Source organism: Streptomyces sp. NPDC032822 (assembly GCF_055578825.1).
This window is the reverse complement of sequence record NZ_JBVIOL010000005.1, coordinates 305361-324376: the sequence shown is the minus strand read 5'-3', so window position 1 is coordinate 324376 and position 19016 is coordinate 305361. Positions and strand designations below refer to the sequence as shown.

The 19016-nt window shown below is 72.3% G+C and carries 15 protein-coding genes; 9 read left to right on the top strand and 6 right to left on the bottom strand.

The genetic code is table 11. The features are described 5' to 3' along the window. Positions 1-74: 74 nt before the first annotated feature. From ACZ5VD_RS17030 to glgX, 3 genes are all read right to left on the bottom strand, one after another. The gene (locus ACZ5VD_RS17030; RefSeq protein WP_468548119.1) at positions 75-1325 is read right to left on the bottom strand and encodes a M14 family zinc carboxypeptidase; all 1251 of its coding nucleotides are present in this window, start codon (positions 1323-1325) and stop codon (positions 75-77) included. 537 nt (positions 1326-1862) lie between these two features. Then, positions 1863-4211, bottom strand: coding sequence for a malto-oligosyltrehalose synthase (gene treY / locus ACZ5VD_RS17025; protein WP_468682590.1), 2349 nt, complete (start codon positions 4209-4211; stop codon positions 1863-1865). Between the two features lie 81 nt (positions 4212-4292). Continuing rightward, positions 4293-6410, bottom strand: coding sequence for a glycogen debranching protein GlgX (gene glgX / locus ACZ5VD_RS17020; RefSeq protein WP_468548117.1), 2118 nt, complete (start codon positions 6408-6410; stop codon positions 4293-4295). 209 nt (positions 6411-6619) lie between these two features. Between glgX and ACZ5VD_RS17015 the strand changes: the two genes are divergently transcribed. The 4 genes from ACZ5VD_RS17015 to ACZ5VD_RS17000 all read left to right on the top strand — a co-directional run bounded on the left by ACZ5VD_RS17015 (position 6620) and on the right by ACZ5VD_RS17000 (position 11023). Then, complete coding sequence (locus ACZ5VD_RS17015) at positions 6620-7450, top strand: Tat pathway signal sequence domain protein (RefSeq protein WP_468682589.1); 831 nt, start codon at positions 6620-6622, stop codon at positions 7448-7450. 55 nt (positions 7451-7505) lie between these two features. Next, positions 7506-8837, top strand: coding sequence for a copper amine oxidase (locus tag ACZ5VD_RS17010; protein ID WP_468682588.1), 1332 nt, complete (start codon positions 7506-7508; stop codon positions 8835-8837). A gap of 103 nt (positions 8838-8940) precedes the next feature. After that, positions 8941-10179, top strand: coding sequence for an SAV2148 family HEPN domain-containing protein (locus tag ACZ5VD_RS17005; protein WP_468682682.1), 1239 nt, complete (start codon positions 8941-8943; stop codon positions 10177-10179). A 121-nt stretch (positions 10180-10300) separates the two neighbouring features. After that, entirely contained in the window at positions 10301-11023 is a 723-nt protein-coding gene (locus ACZ5VD_RS17000) for an exonuclease domain-containing protein (RefSeq protein WP_468548114.1), read from the top strand. Positions 11024-11035: 12 nt separating this feature from the next. Here the strand turns inward: ACZ5VD_RS17000 and ACZ5VD_RS16995 are convergent, their stop codons facing one another. Further along, positions 11036-12040, bottom strand: a complete 1005-nt coding sequence (locus ACZ5VD_RS16995; RefSeq protein ID WP_468548113.1) for a DMT family transporter — start codon at positions 12038-12040, stop codon at positions 11036-11038. Positions 12041-12134: 94 nt separating this feature from the next. Here ACZ5VD_RS16995 and ACZ5VD_RS16990 point away from each other — a divergent pair, with 94 nt between their 5' ends. Then, positions 12135-13058 (top strand): LysR family transcriptional regulator, encoded by a 924-nt coding sequence (locus ACZ5VD_RS16990; RefSeq protein ID WP_468682587.1) that lies wholly within the window; start codon positions 12135-12137, stop codon positions 13056-13058. Positions 13059-13145: 87 nt separating this feature from the next. Here ACZ5VD_RS16990 and ACZ5VD_RS16985 read toward each other — a convergent pair whose 3' ends face one another. Further along, positions 13146-14009 (bottom strand): phosphotransferase enzyme family protein, encoded by an 864-nt coding sequence (locus tag ACZ5VD_RS16985; protein ID WP_468682586.1) that lies wholly within the window; start codon positions 14007-14009, stop codon positions 13146-13148. A 177-nt stretch (positions 14010-14186) separates the two neighbouring features. Between ACZ5VD_RS16985 and ACZ5VD_RS16980 the strand changes: the two genes are divergently transcribed. From ACZ5VD_RS16980 to ACZ5VD_RS16970, 3 genes are read left to right on the top strand one after another with little or no spacing between them, the layout of a single operon-like run. Beyond that, entirely contained in the window at positions 14187-15122 is a 936-nt protein-coding gene (locus ACZ5VD_RS16980; protein WP_468548110.1) for a carbohydrate ABC transporter permease, read from the top strand. Then, entirely contained in the window at positions 15119-15952 is an 834-nt protein-coding gene (locus tag ACZ5VD_RS16975; RefSeq protein WP_468548109.1) for a carbohydrate ABC transporter permease, read from the top strand. Before ACZ5VD_RS16980 ends, ACZ5VD_RS16975 begins: the two co-directional genes overlap by 4 nt. Continuing rightward, positions 15952-17235: an ABC transporter substrate-binding protein gene (locus ACZ5VD_RS16970; RefSeq protein WP_468682585.1), complete on the top strand. Its 1284-nt coding sequence runs from the start codon at positions 15952-15954 to the stop codon at positions 17233-17235. Before ACZ5VD_RS16975 ends, ACZ5VD_RS16970 begins: the two co-directional genes overlap by 1 nt. Positions 17236-17252: 17 nt before the next feature. On the opposite strand, the gene ACZ5VD_RS16965 is transcribed toward ACZ5VD_RS16970, so the two are convergent. Then, positions 17253-18173: a DUF3152 domain-containing protein gene (locus ACZ5VD_RS16965; protein WP_468548107.1), complete on the bottom strand. Its 921-nt coding sequence runs from the start codon at positions 18171-18173 to the stop codon at positions 17253-17255. Between the two features lie 139 nt (positions 18174-18312). On the opposite strand from ACZ5VD_RS16965, the gene ACZ5VD_RS16960 reads away from it, so the two are divergent. Then, positions 18313-19002: a response regulator gene (locus tag ACZ5VD_RS16960; RefSeq protein ID WP_468548106.1), complete on the top strand. Its 690-nt coding sequence runs from the start codon at positions 18313-18315 to the stop codon at positions 19000-19002. Positions 19003-19016 lie beyond the last annotated feature (14 nt).

Below are 19016 nucleotides of genomic sequence, written 5' to 3'. Positions count from 1 at the left end.
GACGCCACCCACGCCCGGCGGGCGCCGCACGCGCGCGTGGCACCGGCCCCCGTACGACCTCGTACGGGGGCCGCTCACGGCACCCGGTCACGGGCGTGCAGCGCCGCCGAGACGACCGTGCGGGCCTGGTGCTCGACCTGGTGCTCCAAGGGCACCCAGCGGGCCCGGAAACGCGCGGCGAAGGAGTCGCTCCAGGTCGCGACGAGCCGTTCGAGACGCGGTGCCGCCCGGTCGTCGTGCTCCACGAGGACCCGGAGCAGCATCGCCGCCGTCCGCAGCGGCAGCCGGCGCCCGAAGGCGTCGACACTGCCCACATACGCTCTGCTGCGGTCGGCGGGCGGGGTGTGCACCCAGTCCGAGGCCAGCCCCGGCACCAGCTCCAGCCCCCACCGCACGGCCCGCAGCAGGGGCCCGTCGACGCCCGTCAGGCGCGGCTGCGCCTCGGCGAGCACCCGCTCCACCTCCCGCGAGTCCCGCAGCAGCCGGGCCGCCAGTCGGCGCATCGCCGTGGCCGGCGCCGGATGCGGCGACGGATCGTCCACCAGGTCGCTCGCCCACATCGGCACCTCGACGACCGCCGTCAGACCGCCGTACCGGTGGGCGTGGTGCCAGGTGCTGTGCCGTGCGTCGTCCGGCATGCTCGGGTACGCCGCGCCCGCTCCCGGCGCGGGCATGACGTGCACCCCGGGTCCGGACGCGGGCCAGCCCGCGGCGTCCGAGGCGCCCGTCTCCACCGGGATGTTCAGCTCCGCCGCGGACTTGGCGAACGGCTCGGCCAGACCCGGGACCTCCTTCGTCAACTGCACCCAGCTGCCGCCCAGGTCGGTCCCGTGCAGGGTCACCTGGAGGTAGGGGCGTACCTCGTCGATGACCCCGGTCAGGGCGCGCGTCTCGGGCGGCAGCCGGTCGGGGGGCAGGACGGAGGGCGACCACTCCGGCTGCTCGGGAGCCGCGGGCCGGAAGAACCCCAGGTGGTAGTCGAACAGGCTGCGCGGCGCCGGGGTCACATGGAGGCTCGCCCCGTCGGGATCGGCGCACAGCAGGAAGTGCCAGGACGTGTCGGCGCGCAACTCCCGCTCGCGCAGCACCCGTTCCGCGACCGCGATGAGTGTGGCGCCGCCGGTCGGCTCGTTGGCGTGGGCGCCCGCGACCACCAGTACGGCACGGCGGGCGTGACCCATGGACAGCAGATGCAGGGGCCGGCCCGCCCGGGAGACGCCCACCTGCCTCAGGGCGCACACGCCCGGTCGGTGAGCGGCCAACGCCCTTGCGGACGCGACCAGTTCGGTCGTCGTGGGATAGCGCGGCTCCGGCAGCAGACTCACCCCCGTCGCATCCGCCCGGCTTCGCAATCCGCAGTAGCCCATGCTCAGGTGGAGGTGTCAAGGTCGTCGTGGGGGAGGCTCCAGGGGGCGCCCAGACGCATTTACCGGCAGCCGGTAGCGGGGTGGGCGCCAGCGGGGTTGCGAGCCCCGGATCCCGCCGGGTGGCGGGCCCCGGCACACACCCCCGACGACGGCCGGCGAGCCCCTCCGCCGTCCCTGCGGCGCCCCGCCGAGCCCTTCCACCGCCCGGGCGGCGCCCGGAGGCACTCCCCGTCACCGCCGAGCGGCCACGCCCCCTCCGGTCACCGGCCACCGCGCCGCTGCTGCCGACCCCTCGCCACCGGCGGTTCCGGCCGCACCACCACACGCCGGACCGTCGGCACGGGCCCCGGGAGCGCACGCGGGTGCGCTCCGGAGTGGGGGAGCGGACACGGGCAGGCGGCGAGCGGGACACGGCGGCCAAAAAAGCCCGCCGAACGCCGCACCCCGCCTCCCCCGCTGCACCTCACCCCACCCGCCCTGCCCGTCCCGTCCGGCTCACCCCACCCGCTCCAGCAACGCCACCGGCAGCCCCTCGAAGAGCTCCGCCACGCGCGCGTGGCCCGTGAACTCCCGCTCCGGTCCGAGGACGTCGGCCCACCGGCCCGGCGGCAGCGGCAGCGTCGTGTCCCGCCAGCCGCCCGCATCCGCCAGCCGCAGCGACAGCCGGGTCACGGCCGTGAGGACCTCTCCCGAGCGGGCGAACGCCACACAGTGGGCCGCCGCCGGACCCTCGGCGGTCAGCGGCGCGTACGTCGCCGAGTCGCCGAAGGCATCGGGCCGCCGGGCCCGCAGGCCCAGCGCCGCGCGCGTGAGCGCGTCCTTGGGGCCGGGGTTCTCCGGGGGGAACCGCACGGGCCGCCGGTTGTCCGGGTCCACCAGGGCGCGGTACTCGCTCTCGGTGCCCTGGTAGACGTCCGGCACGCCCGGCATCGTCAGGTGGACCAGGGCCGTGCCGAGCAGGTTGGCCCGGACGTGGGGCTCCAGCCGCTCCCGGAAGGCGGCCACCCGCTCGCCGGGAGCCCCGCACGGCCCCGCCGCGACGAACGCCGCCACCGCCTCCTCGTACGCGGGCTCCTGCTCCGTCCAGCTCGTGTGCAGGCCCGCCTCGCGCACATGCTTCAACAGGGCCTCCTGGACCCGCTCCGGGGCCGCGAGGCCGAGGCCGAACACCGTCTGCCAGGCCGCCCACGCCAGCTGCGGGTCCGGCACGCCCTCACCGGTGCGGGTGACCTCGGCGAGCACGTCCGCCCAGCGCCGCGGGCACTGGGTGAGCACGGCGAGCGCCGCCCGTACGTCGGCGCTGCGCTTGGTGTCGTGGGTCGACACGGCCGTCCCCGACAGCGGCCAGTCGCGCTGCACGCGCGCGCAGTACGCGTGGAAGTCCTCCGGGGACACGGCCGGGCTCCCCGGGTTGCCGCCCACCTCGGTCGCCGACAGCAGCGGCACATAGCGGTAGAACGCCGTGTCCTCCACCGACTTGGCCCGCAGCGCGGAGGAGGTCTGCGCGAACCGCGTCCGGAACTCCACCTGCCCCGGCCCGTCGCCGTACCGCCCCAGGACCAGATCCCTGACGACGTCGACCGCGCCGGCCTCCTCGGGGACCAGGAACGCCGACCGGGCCTCGGCCGCGGCCTCCTCCGTGACGACCAGGGCCGCGTCCCCCGAGGCGTACGGCCGGTACACCTCCAGGCGGACGAGGAGTTCCAGCAGCGCGGTGCGCAGCGCCCAGGGCGCCCGGTCGCGCAGCGCGGGCTCCTCGGACCCGGCGCACAGCCTGCTCGCCGCCCGGGTCAGCCGGTCGGTCTCGGCGGCCAGCTCGTGGGTGAGCACCTTGTACGCGGCCCGCCGTACCGTCGCCTCCCAGTCCCCGCCCCGGTCCGGCTGCGGAGCCGCGAACCGTCGATACTGCCCGAGGAGTTCACCGGCCCCCGCCGGGTCCGCGAAGACGCCGTCGACATGCCGCAGGGCGTCGTAGCCGGTGGTGCCCGCGACGGGCCAGGAGGCCGGCAGGGGCTCCCCGTCCGCGAGGATCTTCTCCACGACCGTCCAGCGGCCTCCGGTCGCCCCGTGCAGCCGCTGGAGGTAGGCGTCGGGGTCGGCGAGGCCGTCGGGGTGGTCGACGCGCAGGCCGTCGATCACGCCTTCGCGCAGCAGTTCCAGGATCTTGGCGTGGGTGGCGTCGAACACCTCCGGGTCCTCGACCCGCACCCCGATGAGCTCCGAGATGCTGAAGAAACGCCGGTAGTTGAGCTCGGTGCGGGCCAGCCGCCACCACACCGGCCGGTACCACTGCGCGTCCAGCAGCCGGGGCAGCGGCAGTTCCTCGGTGCCCTCCCGCAGCGGGAACACGTGGTCGTGGTAGCGCAGCAGGCTCCCGTCGACCTCCAACTGGTCGAGCACCCGGCCGAGCGGCTGCCCGAGCACCGGCAGCAGCACCTGCCCGCCCTGCGCCTCCCAGTCGATGTCGAACCAGCGCGCGTACGGCGACTTCGGGCCCTTGGCGAGGACGTCCCACAGGGCGTGGTTGTGCCGCGGGGCCATGGCCATGTGGTTGGGCACGATGTCCACCACCAGGCCGAGCCCGTGCTCCCGCGCGGTGCGGGCCAGCGCGCGCAGCCCCTCCTCACCGCCCAGTTCCTCGCGTACGCGCGCGTGGTCCACGACGTCATAGCCGTGCGCCGAGCCCGGGACCGCCTCCAGGACCGGCGACAGATGCAGGTGCGAGACGCCGAGCGAGGCCAGGTACGGCACGGCCGCCGCCGCGGCCGGGAACGGGAACTCGGGCTGCAACTGCAGCCGGTAGGTGGCCGACGGCACTGCCGGGTCAGGTCGCTCAGGTGTCATGCAGACCTACGTACCCGCCCCGCCGCCTTTCGTGTCATCGGCCCCTCCATACGGCCGCGCGCGGACGCGCCGCCCGCGCTCCTACACCGGCCGCTGCAGCACCACCATGCTCCGGTCCACCAGCGTCAGCCGGTCCCCGGCCTGCACCTTGCCGACCGTGTCCGCGGGCACCCCGTCGGTGCGGGCGGTGTCGACCAGCACCTGCCACTGCCGGCCGTGGTTGACCGGCACCACGAACTCCAGGGTCTTCGGCGAGGCGTTGAACATCATCAGGAACGAGTCGTCGCTGATCCGCTCCCCGCGCGCGCCGGGTTCGGAGATCGCGTTGCCGTTCAGGAACACCGCCAGCGCGGACGCCTGCGAGTGGTCCCAGTCCCGCTGGGTCATCTCCTTGCCCTCCGGGGTGAACCAGGCGATGTCCGACAGCTCGTCGTGCGTGCCCTCCACGGGACGGCCGTGGAAGAAGCGCCGCCGGCGGAACACCGGATGCTCCTTGCGCAGCCGCACGATCGACCGGGTGAAGTCCAGCAGGTCACGGCCGGGCCCCTCGGCGTCCGGCCACTCGACCCAGGCCAGTTCGCTGTCCAGGCAGTACGCGTTGTTGTTGCCGCGCTGGGTGCGCGCGACCTCGTCGCCGTGGCTGAGCATCGGCACGCCCTGGGACAGCAGCAGCGTGCCGATGAAGTTCCGCATCTGCCGGGCCCGCAGCTCCCGCACCGCCGGATCGTCGGTCTCGCCCTCCACCCCGCAGTTCCAGGACCGGTTGTGGCTCTCGCCGTCCCGGTTGTCCTCGCCGTTGGCGTGGTTGTGCTTCTCGTTGTACGAGACCAGGTCGTGCAGGGTGAAACCGTCATGGCAGGTGACGAAGTTGATCGAGGCGAGCGGGCGCCGCCCGTCGTCCTGGTACAGGTCCGACGAACCCGTCAGCCGGGACGCGAACTCCGCGAGCGTGCGCGGTTCGCCGCGCCACATGTCCCGCACGGTGTCGCGGTACATGCCGTTCCACTCGGTCCACAGCGGCGGGAAGTTGCCCACCTGGTAGCCGCCCTCGCCGACGTCCCAGGGCTCCGCGATCAGCTTCACCTGGGAGACCACCGGGTCCTGCTGGACCAGGTCGAAGAACGACGACAGCCGGTCCACCTCGTGGAACTGCCGTGCCAGGGTGGCCGCGAGGTCGAAGCGGAACCCGTCGACGTGCATCTCGGTCACCCAGTACCGCAGCGAGTCCATGATCAGCTGGAGCACGTGCGGGGACCGCATGAGCAGCGAGTTCCCGGTGCCCGTGGTGTCCATGTAGTAGCGGGGATCGTCCGTCAGCCGGTAGTACTGCGGGTTGTCCAGGCCCTTGAAGGACAGTGTCGGGCCCAGGTGGTTGCCCTCGGCCGTGTGGTTGTAGACCACGTCCAGGATGACCTCGATACCGGCCTCGTGCAGCGCGCGCACCGCCGACTTGAACTCCAGGACCTGCTGGCCGCGGTCGCCCCAGGAGGCGTACGCGTTGTGCGGGGCGAAGAAGCCGATGGTGTTGTAGCCCCAGTAGTTGTTCAGCCCCATGTCGACCAGCCGGTGGTCGTTCACGAACTGGTGGACCGGCATCAACTCCAGCGCCGTGACCCCCAGTTCGGTGAGGTGCTCGATGATCGCCGGGTGCGCGAGGGCGGCGTAGGTGCCGCGCAGCTCCTCCGGCAGTCCCGGGTGCCGCATCGTGAGGCCCTTGACGTGGGCCTCGTAGATCACCGTGTGGTGGTACTCGGTGCGTGGGCGCCGGTCGTCGCCCCAGTCGAAGTAGGGGTTGACCACGACCGACGTCATCATGTGCGGCGCCGAGTCCAGGTCGTTGCGCCGGTCGGGGGCGTCGAAGTGGTAGCCGTAGACCTCCTCGCCCCACTGGATCGAACCGCTGATCGCGCGCGCGTAGGGGTCGAGCAGCAGCTTCGCCGAGTTGCAGCGCAGTCCGCGCTCGGGGGCGTTCGGCCCGTGTACACGGAAGCCGTACCGCTGTCCCGGCATGATCCCGGGCAGATACGCGTGCCGGACGAACGCGTCGCTCTCCCGCAGCTCCACCGCCGTTTCCGAGCCGTCGTCGTGCAGCAGACACAGCTCTACTCGGTCCGCGGCCTCCGAGAAGACCGCGAAGTTGGTGCCGGCGCCGTCGTACGTGGCGCCGAGCGGATACGCCTCTCCAGGCCAGACCTGCATGGATACGACTCTTTCAGGTGTCCGCCGCCGCTGGGGCGCCTTGGGCCCGAGTGTCCCCGAAAGTGATGGAACCACCTCCGACTTACGCCCCTCTTACCGGGCGACCAGTGCATACCCCGCCTTCGGTGGCCGGTATGCCGAATCAGTGGGGCACATTCGGATTCCCGGGATCTCGTAGGTCCGGGACATGGGGGGAGTGGGGGCAAGACGTGCGTGACACAGTGCACCGCCATCTCGGCAAGGTGGTGGCCGGCACGGCCATCGCGGTGGCCTCGACCGCCGCGATGATCGCCATCACCCTGCCCGGGTCGGCGGGGGCCGACGACACGGGCGGCGGGAAGGCCGGCGGCGGTACCGGGCAGCAGGCGGCACAGGGGCAGGGGCAGCAGGGCCAGGACGGCGCGGCCGTCTCGCCCGGGGTCGTCGAACAGGCACCGGCCGAGGGCGACCGGGGTCACGGCACCGACCCGCTGACCGACGACGAGATCCAGCGGGTCGAACAGATCGCGGTCAACCAGCAGTTGTTCAACGCCAGCGAGGACGTGGAGGGCGAGCGCGGCCCGCAGCGCCTCACCGTCGACCTGGCCGAACCCGACGCCGACCAGAGCGACGCCGCGAACCCGCCCCGGCGCGCCGACGTGACGTTCTACGACTACCGGGACGACACCCTCGTCACCAAGACCGTCGACCTCGACACCGGCAAGGTCGTGCAGACCGGCGAGCAGCGGGGCGTCCAGCCGCCGCCGAGCCGGGCCGAGAACATCGAGGCCGCCGCCCTCCTGATCGCCGACCCGCTGGGTGCGGGCCTCAGGGCGGACTACAAGGACGCCATCGGCAAGGAACTCACCTCGCCGGACCAGCTGTCGCTGAGCGGCGGCATCTACCGCGCCACCGAGGGCGCCCAGCCGGCCGCCCTGGACAAGTGCGGCGAGCACCGCTGCGTACGGCTGTTCACGAAGGTCAAGAACGGGTCGTGGATCGACACCAGGAACCTGGTGATCGACCTGAGCACCCGCAAGGTCGCCGACCTCGGCCGCTGAGCCCGCCTTCGTCCACCTTTCGAAACCGCACCTCCTGCGAGGGAGTCATTTCTTCATGCGCGTGACGTATTCGAGCGGCCCCGGGCCGCGTGGAACCAGCAGGGCCCGCAGGCGGACGGCCGTCGGCCTCGCCGTGGCCGCGCTGGCCGCCGGTCTGACGACCGGCACCGGACCGGCCGCCGCCCAGCCGAGAGCCGCCGCGGCGGCGGCACCCGACTGCAGCGCCGCCTACCGCATCGAGCAGAAGCTCTCCACCGGGACGACCTGGCAGATGTGCTGGCGCTACGACGGCAAGGCCGGCCTCATCCTGGACGACGTCTCCTACCTGCCCAAGGGCGAGACCAAGCCGATCAAGGTCCTCAACAGCGCCCGCCTCGGCCAGATCCACGTCCCCTACGACGACGGGAAGTGGGAGTACGACGACCTCACGGGCTACAACTTCGCCCAGGGGCTGATGAACCTGGCGCCGGCCGAGTGCCCCGGCGGCACCATCAAGAGCGTCAAGGTCCCGGACGGCGACCCGGACAACCCGAACGTCAAGGGCCTGTGCACCACGACCCGTTCCCGCGGCCACGCCTACCGCATGCAGGACAACTTCAGCAACAAGGTCTACCAGGCCCAGGGCAAGGACCTCCTCGTCTACACGGTCAACCAGGTCGGCTGGTACGAGTACATGACCGAGTGGCGCTTCCAGGACGACGGCACCATCACCATGAACGTCGGCGCCACCGGCAGCCTCTCCTACGAGGACTACGACTCCGGCGACGGACGCGGCTGGCCGATAGGCAAGAACGCCAAGGCGTCCGCCACCAGCCACAGCCACAACGTCTTCTGGCGCCTGGACTTCGCCCTCGACGGCTCCTCCAAGAACCGCGTCGAGCAGTACGACTCGGCCGTCACCACCCGCGGCACGCGGACCCCGACCACCAAGACCACCCGCACCAAGGTCGCCAAGGAGACCACCGGCGACGCCAAGGCCTACCGCTGGTGGCGGATGGTCAGCGCGACCGGCAAGAACAAGGACGGGCACCCCCGGTCGTACGAGATCGTCCCCGGCACCACCACCAAGTACCCGGGCCGCAGTTACACCAAGCACGACCTCTATTTCACTCAGTACAACAAGTGCCAGCTGTTCGCCAGCAACAATCCGGGCAGCTGTGGCGGCACCGGCAAGTCCGTCGACAAATGGGTCAACGACCAGACCCTCACCCACCCGATCGTCTGGATGAACGTCGGCTTCCACCACATAGCCCGGGACGAGGACCAGCAGCCCATGCCGATCCACTGGCAGGGGTTCTCCATCGCCCCGAGGGACGTCACCGCTATGAATCCGCTCACTCCCGCCGATCTCGCGTGGCAGAACGGCCACTGGCAGCCTCGTAGTTGAGAAATGACCCTGTCCATCCGGCTGCACCGCCGACCGCTCCCGGAGTACCCTTCCTTGATCGTTGACACGGGGAGTGCTCGGGGGAGCGGAAGGCGGTGCGCGGGTGGGCTCGGGAGGGCTGGAGCTGCCCCCTGGTGACGAGAGTCACCAGGGGAACTCCACAGACGTCCCGCCCGGCACGGTGTCCCTGGCCCGACCCATGGACGCGGGTGCCATCGGGCCGGAGCTGGACTGGGACGCCGACGCCTGGCGCGAGGTGCGTACGCGCGCCCAGCGGGCCGGCCGGGCCTACATCTGGCTGAACCTCGTCGAACAGCGGCTGCGCGCGGTCGTGGCCGCCGTTCTGCGGCCCATCTACGAACCCGTCCACGGCGACGAGTGGGTGGTCGCCGCCGCCGGCCCCGCCGGGCAGGAGTGGGTGCAGCGCGCGGTCGCCGTCCGCGAAGTCAGCCGACGCAAGGGCTACTTGCTCGACCCGGCCGACGACAACGTCCTCAGCTTCCTCACCCTGCCCCAGCTGCGCGAGCTGATGGTGCAGCACTGGCCGTGCTTCGAGCCGTACTTCGACGAGCGCCGGGACGTCGAACTCGCCCTGGACGAGCTGGAGGTCACCCGCAACGTCGTCTCGCGCAACCGGGCCCTGTCCGAGGCCGTCCTCGGCCAGGCCGAGCGGGCCTCCGCCAAACTGCTGGAGATACTCGGCACGGCCGGCGACGTGCCCTCCGCGCGCCGACTGCCCGTCGACGCGGTCGAGGACCTCGTCGGCGACCGGTACGGCGACGTGGTCGCCGTGCACTCCGACCGGGTACGGCTGCTGCGCCGGTTCCCCGCGGAGGACATCTTCGGCAGCGCCCGCCGGCTGGACGCCGTCGGTATCGGCCTCAACCTGCTCGTGCAGAACTTCTCCGGCCGCCGCCTGGTGCGGCTGGCCGAGTCGGGCTGCCGGGTCCGGCTGCTCTTCCTCAACCCGGCGTCCAGCGCGGTCAAGCGCCGCGAGCGCGAACTCGGCCTCAAGCGGGGCGAGATGAGCCGCGCGGTCGAGATGAACATCCTGCACATGCGCCGGGTGCGCTCCAAACTGCGCGACCCCGGAGCCTTCGAGATCCAGGTCTACGACGAGACACCCCGCTTCACCGCGTACCTGGTGGACGGCGACGGCACGGACGGTGTCGCCGTGGTGCAGTCCTATCTGCGGCGCTCGCGGGGCATGGAGGCACCGGTCCTGGTGCTGCGCGGTGGGAGCAAGCTGGTCAAGTCGGGCGAAATCGACGAGGCGGGCCTTTTTCCCACCTACCGCGAGGAGTTCGAGGTGTCCTGGGCGGATTCGCGTCCGGTGTCCTGAACCGTCCCCGTCCTCAGGGCCGTCCCGGTCCGGCAAGCGGAACGCGCTCCTCGGATTGTCAGTGGCCCGTGCGAAGGTGGAGACCACTGGGGGAAAGCACCACCAAGAAGGGGGACCACCCATGGGCTGGCACCGGGAGCTGCTGATCGGCTTCGACCTGGAGACGACAGGCACCGATCCGAACGAGGCACGCATCGTCACGGCGGCCGTGATCGAGGTCAGGGACGGACAGCCGGTCGGACGCCGGGAGTGGCTGGCGGATCCGGGCGTGGAGATCCCGGCGGACGCGGTGGCGGTGCACGGCATCAGCAACGAGCGCGCCACCGCCGAGGGCCGCCCCGCCGACCAGGTCGCGGACGCCGTCGCGGACGTCCTCGTGACGTACTGGAAGACCGGCGTCCCGGTCGTCGCCTACAACGCGGCCTTCGACCTGAGCCTGCTCTCCGCCGAACTGCGCAGGTACGGCCTGCCGTCCCTGCGCGAGCGCCTCGGCGGCATCGACCCCGCCCCGGTCGTCGACCCGTACACCATCGACCGCTGGGCCGACCGCTACCGCCGCGGCAAGCGCAACCTCGAAGCGGTCTGCACGGAGTACGGCGTCCGGCTCGACGCCGCCCACGACGCCTCGGCCGACGCCCTCGCCGCGGCCCGGCTGGCCTGCGCGATAGCCGACCGGCACAGCAAGATCGCGGCCCTCGGACCGGCGGAGCTGCACCTCCGCCAGATCGAGTGGTATGCCGAATGGGCGGCGGACTTCCAGAGCTTCCTGCGCCGCAAGGGCGAGACGGACGCGGTGATCGACGGCACCTGGCCCCTGCGGGAACCGGCGGACGAGACGGTCTGAGCGACCTGGCCCTCACTCCTGCGCGATGCTCCCGACGGGCGCCGGCGGGGGCGGTGCGGGTTCGACGGCGGGGGACCGAGACGCGGTCTTCGGCGGGGCCACCGCCGACCGGTGGGCGCGTTCCACCGCCTGGCCCCAGTAGGTGCCGGCGACCATCAGGGCCGCACCGAGGCCGGTGAGCGGGGTGAAGTGCTCCCCGGCCAGGACGATACCCACCGCCGCGGCCCAGATCGGCTCCGTGCCCAGCAGCAGGCTGGCCCGGCTCGCGGAGGTGCGCTGGACCGCCCAGGTCTGGGCGAGGAAGGCGAACACACTGCAGAACAGGGCGAGATAGACCAACTGCGTCCAGGTCGCGGTGTCGGCGCGGGCCAGCAGGGGCAGCTCGGGCGCGGCCGGTACCAGGAACAGGGCCGAGCCGACCAGGGTCTGCACCGTCGTCAGATGCAGCGGCCGGATCGCCCGGCCCGCGGTGAGCCGGCCGACCAGAGCCACGTGCGCCGCCCGGACGAACGCCGCGGCCAGCATCAGCAGGTCGCCGAGGCGCGGCGCGTGGAACCCGTTGCCGGACATGAGCAGCCCGACGGCCAGGACGCACAGACCCGCCGCGGCGTAGAAGGCGGGCGGCAGACCGCCCCGCCGCCCGCCGCGGTCGAGGAAGGGGGTGAGGACGATGGTCAGGCTGATGATCAGCCCCGCGTTGGCGGCCGTGGTGTGGGCGACGCCATAGGTCTCCACGACCAGGACGGCGGCCTGCGTCACCCCCAGCGGCACACCGGCCCGGAGCTCGGCACGGGTCCAGCGGCGGGATCGTTTCCGGGACTCGCGCAGGGATCCGGTCCGGGAGCCGGAGCGGGCGGCCACGAGCCCGAGGCAGGCGAGGGCGGACAGGGCGTACCGGGCGAGGAGGACCAGCAGGACGGGGAGGGTCGCGGTGGCGGTCTGGGCGGACAGATAGCTGGAACCCCAGACGAGCGCGACCAGCAGGAGTACCGCATCGGTACGGCGGGCGTCGGACACCCGCCCACGGTGCACCGACCGGGCCACTGAAGCCCAGAGCCACTTTCTAAAACGATCTTTTAGCAGTCCTACAGAGTCCTTCTACACTGAGGGGGTGGACGAACGACAGTTGCGGATCCTGCGGGAGCTGGGCGAACTGGGCAGTGTCACCGCGGTCGCCGAGGCGCTGCTCGTGACCCCGTCGGCGATCTCCCAGCAGCTGCGCCTGCTCCAGCGGTCGATCCCGGTGCCGCTGACCGAGCGCGACGGGCGGCGGCTGGTGCTCACGGACGCCGGGCAGGTCCTCGCGGGCGCGGCCGTGGAGGTGGAGACGGCACTGGCACGGGCCCGGCACGCGGTCGAGGAGTTCGTGGCGCGGCCGGACGGCGAGGTGTCGGTGGCGGCGTTCCACAGCGCCGGAGCGGCGTTCTTCCCGCCCCTGCTGCGCGCGCTCGCCGGCCCCGGCGCCCCGGTGCCCCGACTGTCCGACGAGGACGTCCCGCAGGAGGACTTCCCCCGGCTCACCCGGGAGTACGACATCGTCCTGGCCCACCGACTCGACCACGCCCCGGCCTGGCCGGACACGGTGACCGTGACGACCCTGCTGCGCGAGCCGCTGGACGTGGCCATGCCCGCGGACCACCCGCTGGCCGCCCGACGCCGGGTGACCCCGCGGGACGTCGCCGACGCGCCGTGGATCACCGTGCACGACGGGTTCCCGGTGCTGGCCACCATCGAGGCCATCGCCGCCGCGGCGGGCCGACGGCTCCATCTCGCCCACCGCGTCAACGAGTTCGCGGTGGTCGCCGAGATCGTCGCCGCGGGCGGCGGCCTCGCCCTGATGCCCCGCTGGACGATGCGCCCTCACCCTGCCGTGACCCTGCGCCCCTTGAGCGGCGTACAGGCCCGCCGTCACATCGACGCCCTGCACCGCCCCGAGCGCACGGCCAGAAGCGCGGTCCGCACGGTCCTGACGGAACTGGGACGGGCGGCACGAACGATCCAGGGGGACACGACCCACCCAGGGGCGCGGGACTGAATCGACATGCGGCTCCGCCGCGTGCGCGCGACCGTCCCCGGCGACCCGCAGCCGCCGAACCGGCCACGACCCCCGGACGCCAGGCGCTCAGAACGGATACCAGCGCACCGTCTCGTCGCCGTCGCGCAGAGACGCCACCCGGCGCTCGAACTCCGCCCGCGCCTTCGGGTTGCTCGGCGCGTGCTGCGCCACCCACGCGCAGCTCGCCGTCTCCCGGGCGCCCCGAAGCACCGAACACCCGGGCCACTCCCGGACATCCCAGCCGTACGTCCCGGTGAACGAGTCGTACGCCTCGCGCGTCAGTCCGTAGCGGTCGTGGGAGAGGGCCATCACCACCAGGTCGTGTTCGCGCAGGTCGGCGGAGAAGGTCTCCAGATCGACCAGGACCGGGCCGTCCGGACCGACCTGCACATTGCGGGGCAGCGCGTCGCCGTGGATCGGACCCGGCGGCAGCGAGGGTGTCAGCGCGGACGCGGCCGTCGCGAACCCGTCCCGCCGCTCCCGCAGATAGGCCGCGTCGGCCGGGTCGATCGCGTCGCCGGCGAGCCGCAGCCAGCGCTCCACACCGCCCAGCAGTTCGCGGGGCGGCAGGGTGAACGACGGGGCGGGCAGGGCGTGGACCAGCCGGAGCAGTCCGGCCAGGTCGCGGGGTTCGGCGGGGCGCAGCGGATCGGGGAGCCGGTGCCACACGGTCACCGGATGTCCCTCGACCAGGAGCGCCTCGGGCTCGGCCGCGCGGACCGCGGGCACACCCGCCTCTTCCAGCCATGCCGCGATGTCCAGTTCACGGCGTGCGCGGTCCAGGACCTCGGCGTCGCGGCCCACCTTGACGGCCAGGTCACCGGCGGCGAACACCGCGTTCTCGCCCAGGGCGAGCAGCCGAGCGTCCCGTGCCGGACCGGGCAGCACCCCCGCCGCGGCCAGGACCTCCCGCGCCCGTACCTCGTCCATACGCCCGCCTCCGTGTCCGGCCCCGGCCTGTCCTGATCCCACCACTTCGCCGGACAGTCTCGCATTCGCACAGGTCGTGCCGTGTGCGCGGTGCCTTGACGGCGTACAACGCGTTCACGACCATGACGGGGGCCCGCCGGGGCCGATCGTCGCGAGCCGCGCGAAGGAGCCGATCACGTGACCTTGGGGACCGCGACGAAGCGGTCGGCGCCGGGTGCGCCGCGCGCCGCCGGAGGCCGTCGGCCGCCGGACCACGGGGCCTGGTTCCTGGTGCTGCCCGCGCTGATCCCGATCCTGGTGCTGAGCGTCGGCCCCCTGCTCTACGGGATCCTGCTGGCCTTCACCGACGCCCAGTCGGGCCGCACCCGGCCCACCCGGTGGATCGGCGGGCTCAACTTCACGGATCTGCTGCACGACACCCTGTTCTGGGAGTCGTTCCGGATCGGCCTGGTCTGGGCGGTCGGGGTGACCGTCCCGCAGTTCCTGCTCGCGCTCGGTCTCGCCCTGCTGCTGAATCAGGAGCTGAGGCTGCGCTGGCTGGCCCGCGCCCTGGCGATCATCCCGTGGGCCATGCCGGAGGTCGTCGTCGGTGTGATGTGGCGGCTCGTCTACAACCCGGACGCGGGTGTCCTCAACGAGACCCTGCGCGGCCTCGGTCTCGGCGACGGCCGGGACTGGCTCAGCGGCCTCGGGACCGCCCTGCCCGCGGTGATCGTCGTGGGGGTCTGGGCCGGTATGCCGCAGACGACGGTCGCCCTGCTCGCCGGCCTGCAGAACACCCCGCGCGAACTCCACGAGGCGGCGGCGATGGACGGCGCCGGCGCCTGGCGGCGCTTCCGGACCGTCACCTGGCCCGCCCTGAGGCCGGTCGCGCTCGCCATCACGGCCCTCAACTTCATCTGGAACTTCAACTCCTTCGCCCTGGTCTACGTGCTGACCAGCGGCGGCCCCGGCGGACGCACCCGGCTGCCCATGCTCTTCGCCTACGAAGAGGCCTTCCGCTACGGCCAGTTCGGCTACGCGGCGGCGATGGGCTGTGTGATGGTCGCCGTGATCTCGGTACTGCTGGCCCTCTTCCTGGTGGCCCGGCTCAGGGGAGGTGACGAGGCATGAGGACCAGTACCGGAGGCCGCGTGGGCCAGTACGCCGCCCTGCTCGCCTATCTCGTCTTCCTCGCCTTCCCGTTCCTCTGGCTGGTCTCCACGGCCTTCAAGTCGCCCCGGGAACTGGGCAGTCTGCACCCCACCTGGATCCCGCGGGACCCCACCCTCGACAACTTCCGGCAGGCCTTCGACGAACAGCCGCTGCTGCGCGCCGCGGGCAACTCCCTGCTCGCCGCGCTCGGCGCCGCACTGATCGCCGTACTGATCGCGACCCCGCTCGCCTACGTCATGGCCCGCCACCGCACCCGGCTGGCGAAGGCCGCCACGGGATGGGTGGTGGTCAGCCAGGCCTTCCCGCTGGTGCTGGTGATCATCCCGCTGTTCCTGGTGCTGAAGAACCTGCGGATGATCAACTCCCTGACGGGGCTGGTCATGGTGTACGTGGTGTGGGCGCTGCCGTTCGCGCTGTGGATGCTCGTCGGGTACGTCCGTGCCGTACCCACCGAACTGGAGGAGGCGGCGGCGGTCGACGGGGCCGGGCGGCTGCGGACCCTGGTGTCGGTGACGGCGCCGCTGCTCGCGCCGGGGATCGTGGCGACCGGGCTGTTCGCGTTCATCACCGCGTGGAACGAGTTCTTCTTCGCGCTCGTGCTCCTGAAGACACCGGAGAAGCAGACCCTGCCGGTCGTCCTCACCCACTTCATCGGCGCGGAGGGCGTCGCCGACCTCGGCCCGCTGGCCGCCGCCGCCTTCCTCGCCACCCTTCCCTCACTGGTCGTCTTCGCGATCATCCAACGGCGGATCACGGGCGGCATGCTCACCGGGGCGGTGAAGAGCTGATGCGCACACGATGGATCGTCGGGATCGGCGTCCTCGTTCTGCTGCTGGCCGGCTGCACCAGCGGCGGCGGCCCGGACCCGGACGGCCGGGTCACCCTCCGCTTCCAGTCGCTGGCCTGGCAGGAGGAGTCCGTCGAGGTCAACCAGGAGCTGGTGAAGGAGTGGAACGCGACCCATCCGGACGTCAAGATCGAGTACGTCCAGGGGAGTTGGGACAGCGTTCACGACCAGCTGCTCACCTCCTTCGAGGGCGGTGAGGCCCCGGACATCATCCACGACGCCTCCGACGACCTCGCCGACTTCGCGTACGGCGGCTATCTCGCCGATCTGACCGACCTGCTGCCCGCGCGGCTCAAGTCGGACATCCCGCAGCGCAGTTGGGACACGGCCACCTTCGACGACGGCATCTACGGCGTGCCGTTCCTCCAGGAGCCGCGGGTCCTCCTCGCCAACGCCACCTGGCTCAAGGAGTCCGGCGTACGGATCCCGACCCCCGGACGGCCGTGGAGCTGGCCGGAGTTCCGGCAGATCACCGACCGGCTCAGCGGCGACGGGAAGTACGGCGTGGCCTGGCCCCTCAAGGAGCCCGTCTCCGCCACCCTCAACCTCTCCCTGTCGGCCGGCGGACAGCTCTTCCACCGGGGCGCCGACGGCAAGGTCACCGTCCGGTTCGACGAGGCCGACGAGACCGTGCCGCGCACGATCCACGACCAGGCGAACACCGACCACAGCGCCTCGCCCACCACGCTCGGCAGCGGCGGCTCGGACACCCTGCCCGGCTTCTTCGGCGGGAAGTACGCGATGGTCCCGCTCGGCTTCTCCTACCGGCAGCAGATCGCCCAGCAGGCGCCCAAGGGGTTCGCGTGGCAGGTGCTGCCCGCCCCGGCCGGCGCCGGCGGGCTCACCCAGGGTGTCAGCCCGCAGACCCTGTCCGTCGCCGAGGACAGCCCGCACAAGAAGGAGGCCGTCGCCTTCCTCGACTTCCTGTTGCGGCCCGAGAACATGGTCCGCCTCGCCCTCGGCGACTGGATGCTGCCCACCGGCACCCGGGCGCTCCGGGACCCGGCCCTGCGCACCGCGAAGGACGGCTGGTCCACCGGCACCGCCCTCGCCGCGCGACTGCGCCCGGCGCCCGCGCAGTCCGTGCGCGGCTATCCGGAGTGGAAGGACAAGGTCGCCACACCCGCCTTCCAGGAGTACTACAGCGGCGCGATCGACCTCGCGGAGCTGCGTGAACGCCTGGAGGAGGACGGCAATCTGGTGCTGGCCCGCTACCAGCGCTGAGCACCGGCGGGCCGGGGTCAGGAGACGGCGGGACCGGTGAGGTACCGCCCCTTCTCGTCGTACGGCCAGATGTTGGGCTCGCAGCCGTGCATGCCCTTGATCTGCTGCATCATCGCCGGGGCCGGTTTCCCCGGGCCGGGGCAGTCGACATGGCCGTGGCCGAGGAAGTGGCCGACCTCGTGGTTGATGATCAGCGCGCGGTAGGCCGTGACGTCCTTGGCGTAGACGGGGGTGGCCAGCAGCCAGCGCTTGAGGTTGACCATGACGTTCTCGGCCACGTTGCAGTTGACCTCGCCGCCGGTGTTCAGCCCGTACTCCCCGCAGATCTTGTCTACGGTGCCGGGCGTCGCGACCTTGACGACGAAGTCGGTGGCGCCGCCCGACACCCGCTGGAACGCCGAGCGGCCGTCCGCCGTCCAGCCGCGCCGGTCGGCCAGGACACGCTCCACCTGGCGGGCGACGTCCGCGGCGGACAGGTCGAGGCTGTCCTCGACGTCGACCCGGTAGCGCAGCGCCGTCCCCTTGCCCACCTTGGCGCTGCCGCCGGTCGCGACGGTGAACGTGCCGGTCCCGGTGGCCGGGATGTCCTCCTCGGCGGGGTTCTCGCCGACGTCGTCCGCCGGGCTCGCGGACGGACCGGTGGCGCGGCCGGTGGGGGGACTGGTGGAGGGAGTCGGCGATAACGAGCGGGACGTCTCGCGCCCGGTGGGCTCGCCCCGGGCCGCTGGTCCCTCGTCCCCCTGATCGCCGAACGTCCATCCCACGGCCGCGAAGCCGGCGACCCCGAGCAGGGCCAGCGCGGCAGCCCCGCCCCACAGCCCTCCGCGTCCTCTGCGCGCCCTGCGCCCTCCGTGAGCTCTCCGCCCGCCCGCCGATGCATGTGAAGGGCCGCTCCTACGGCGGCGGTTGGGAGTCGAGGATGATCGGTTCGCGCTCATGGCCGTTCAGATTGTGGCCGCGATGTGATCGGTTCTGGCCCGGATGGTAACGAAACGGCAACGGGTTGCCGTCGGGCTGCCATGTGATCATCCGGTAACAGGGCCCCGGGCGGGCGGAGCGCGAAACGATACTGGGCCCATGCCACGCGTTCTGCTGATCGAAGACGACCGGGCCGTGCGGGAGGGTGTCGTGCTCGCCCTGCGCCGCCAGGGACACGAGGTCGCCGCCGCCGGCAGCGGGGAGGACGGGCTGGAGCGGCTGCGGTCCTTCCGGCCGGACGTCGTGGTGCTGGACCTGATGCTGCCCGGCATACCGGGCCTCGACGTGTGCCGCCGGATGCGCGCCCTCGACCAGACGCTGCCGATCATCATGGCGACCGCCCGGGGCGACGACGAGGACATCGTCGTCGGGCTGGAGGCCGGAGCGGACGACTACGTGGTCAAGCCCGTGCAGGCCCGGGTCCTGGAGGCACGTATCCGTGCCGTCCTGCGCCGGGCGGCCGGCGCACCCGCCGAGGGCGGCATACCGAAGATCGACACCTACGGAGACCTGACCATCGACCGGGCCGGGCTCTCCGTCACCCGGCAGGGCGTGCCGGTCCCGCTCGCCCCCTCCGAACTGCGGCTGCTGCTCATCCTGTCGGCCTCGCCCGGCCAGGTGTTCAGCCGGCAGCAACTCCTGGAGGCGGTCTGGGAGCACAGCTACCACGGGGACGCCCGCCTGGTGGACGCCTGCGTCAAACGGCTGCGCTCCAAGATGGGCGAACCGCCGCGCGAGCCCCGCTACATCCAGACCGTGCGCGGCTTCGGCTACCGGTTCGCCCGGTGACAGGGGTGCCGAGA